4 protein-coding genes are annotated in these 2,157 nt (G+C 66.7%); 1 reads left to right on the forward strand and 3 read right to left on the reverse strand.

The annotated features are described in order from the left end of the window. Nucleotides 1-59 precede the first annotated feature (59 nt). Nucleotides 60-347: a hypothetical protein gene (locus tag A5780_RS22635; protein WP_064909540.1), complete on the forward strand. Its 288-nt coding sequence runs from the start codon at nt 60-62 to the stop codon at nt 345-347. Between the two features lie 18 nt (nt 348-365). Here A5780_RS22635 and A5780_RS40160 read toward each other — a convergent pair whose 3' ends face one another. The 3 genes from A5780_RS40160 to A5780_RS22645 all read right to left on the reverse strand — a co-directional run bounded on the left by A5780_RS40160 (nt 366) and on the right by A5780_RS22645 (nt 1,791). Further along, nucleotides 366-506 carry a hypothetical protein gene (locus tag A5780_RS40160; protein WP_156055821.1) on the reverse strand — a complete coding sequence of 47 codons (141 nt, stop codon included), beginning with the start codon at nt 504-506 and terminating at the stop codon, nt 366-368. 18 nt (nt 507-524) lie between these two features. Beyond that, nucleotides 525-1,070 (reverse strand): DUF5994 family protein, encoded by a 546-nt coding sequence (locus A5780_RS22640; RefSeq protein ID WP_064909541.1) that lies wholly within the window; start codon nt 1,068-1,070, stop codon nt 525-527. 517 nt (nt 1,071-1,587) lie between these two features. Then, nucleotides 1,588-1,791 (reverse strand): cold-shock protein, encoded by a 204-nt coding sequence (locus tag A5780_RS22645; protein ID WP_030517997.1) that lies wholly within the window; start codon nt 1,789-1,791, stop codon nt 1,588-1,590. Nucleotides 1,792-2,157: the final 366 nt, after the last annotated feature.

Below are 2,157 nucleotides of genomic sequence, written 5' to 3' on the forward strand. Positions count from 1 at the left end.
CGATGCACCGATAGGTCCGATCGTTCGACGGCCGGGGTACGCACCACCACGCCCGCCGGATGTCAGACCGAGAGGGCCGTCGGCACCTCGCTCTCGGCGATATCGACCCGTCGCCGACGCTCTACGACACGCTCGGTGAGTCGGCGCCGATCCTGTTGCCGCGCTTCGATATCGGCGCCACCGAGGACGGCGATCTCGTCCCCGCGGGTTCCGGTGACTCGCATCGGCGACCGGCGGTGACGACCGTGTTCGATCTGCCGATGGCGCACTGCACGGCGTCGGTAGGCCTCCCGACGCCGATGCCGGTGCGGTCGAAGCGGCGCCTGCGGGAGCCACCGCCACGATAAATCGAGGTGCCGCTGCGGTTAGTCGTCGTGTTGCCGGTCTTCGTGCGCGGAAAGGAATTTCGGTCGCAGGTCGGTGTCGATCGCACTGGCGGGAGTGCTGTCCGGTGCGGTGTATTCGTGGCTGAACAGCTGAGGTCCGGCGGATGCTCTGTCGCTCATGGTGAGTTCTCTCTGTCGTTATCGGATAGGTAGCTGGTGTGCGCTGCCGGATGTGTCGACCCGGCGGATGGTTCCGCTGCTGCGCCACTGTCGTAGGGCTGCGGCTCTGCCGGTGCGTCCGGGAAGCTGGGCCAGCAGTTGGTCGATCGTGGATTCGTCGTCGACGCGGCAGGCCATCGCCATCACGGCGCCGGCCCTGTGGGGATCGGTGTGTGGCGGGATGATCAGAAGGATCTGCCGCCGGTCGCGGGCGCCGAGGATTTCGATCGTATGCGCGGTGCCGTGCCGGTTCCCGTCGAGGCGGACACTGCGTCCGGCGTGGGCAAGTTGTTGTGGGGTGGGAGTCCATTCGCCGGGCTGGTAAACCACGCGGTGAATCGAGTCGAGCCGTCCCGCGATCGCGGTGATCAGGTGGGGCAGTTCGGCGGCGAGATCGGTGCTGTGCGGCCACCAAGCGCCGTCGACATACCCCGTTTTCGTCTCGGCTGTCTTGAGTTGCACGCGTGCGCCATGCTCGCGGTCCAGGTGTGCGGTGTTGGGGATGGGGCGGGTCGGGCAGTTCATGCCGACGCTCCTGACTCGGCCGCGGATCGGCCGCATTGAGGGAAGCCGGCGACGTGACGATCGTGAGATCGGTCGGGATGTCGCCGAGCCGAACGGTTCGCTCCGCTCCGGCGTCGCCGGCGCTGGGCCCGTTCGCGGCCCGTGGCGGTCCTGTGGTGAGCGATGGAGAACACACACCCCGAGCAAGCGAATCATGCAGGCGCTGGTTGCGAAGAGTGATCCAGCGGCGTTCGACCGCTCGTGGTTTGCCGATCCGATAGTCGATCGTCAGGACCGTGATCCCGTCTCCGGATCAGAAGCGCCGAGCGGACCCTGTAGTCCACCGTCCGCTGCTACGAGACCGGGTTTCCACCTCGACGCTACGGGAATCTGCCGTCCGTGTCCACGTGGGCCCACGCCATCCGCATACCGCCCATGCCCGGCCGGATGCCGGCGAACGCTCTGCCGCCCGGGCCGGCAACCCTCCGAAAAGCACGAAACCCGCGCCACAGGCGCGGGTTTCGTGGAGACTCGGTCCCTAGATGGCGCGAACGCTCTGGGCCTGCGGGCCCTTCTGGCCCTGGCCGATCTCGAATTCGACGCGCTGTCCCTCATCCAGGGACTTGAAGCCGGAGCCGGAAATCTCGGAGTAGTGGACGAAAACGTCGGGGCCTCCCCCGTCCTGAGCGATGAAGCCGAAGCCCTTTTCGCCGTTGAACCACTTCACACTGCCCTGCGACATACTGATGTACAACTTCCTGTTGCGAGCCGAGCGATCATGTCAACAACCCGTGCTCGTCAACCAGCATGTCACATGAAGGCTGACCGGCCCGCGCCCGCCCCGGCCGAACGAACCGCGCCGATGTCTCTGCGGGCAGGGCACTGGGTGAATATGCCGATGAGAAGTCGGCACAACGCGACGCCGCTGAACCCTACCTCTGGGATTGGTCAGTGGTTGTGTCACTCCTGCTGCGGGAGACTACCGGTGGTGTAGGACACCGGCCAGCGGGTGACCCCCGGCGAGTGTGACCGGCCGGTGCCGTACTCGATGGTGGCGGCCGATTCGCCGGTGCGAGCCAGGGCCGAGGCGACGTGGAGACGGATCACC

It is taken from the genome of Nocardia sp. 852002-20019_SCH5090214 (assembly GCF_001665865.1).
GTDB classification, from domain to species: Bacteria; Actinomycetota; Actinomycetes; order Mycobacteriales; family Mycobacteriaceae; genus Nocardia; species Nocardia nova.

Coding starts and splice junctions, on each gene's coding strand:
- A5780_RS22635 (WP_064909540.1), top strand. CDS start 60: ATGTCAGACCGAGAGGGCCGTCGGCACCTCGCTCTCGGCGATATCGAC.
- A5780_RS40160 (WP_156055821.1), bottom strand. CDS start 506: ATGAGCGACAGAGCATCCGCCGGACCTCAGCTGTTCAGCCACGAATAC.
- A5780_RS22640 (WP_064909541.1), bottom strand. CDS start 1,070: ATGAACTGCCCGACCCGCCCCATCCCCAACACCGCACACCTGGACCGC.
- A5780_RS22645 (WP_030517997.1), bottom strand. CDS start 1,791: ATGTCGCAGGGCAGTGTGAAGTGGTTCAACGGCGAAAAGGGCTTCGGC.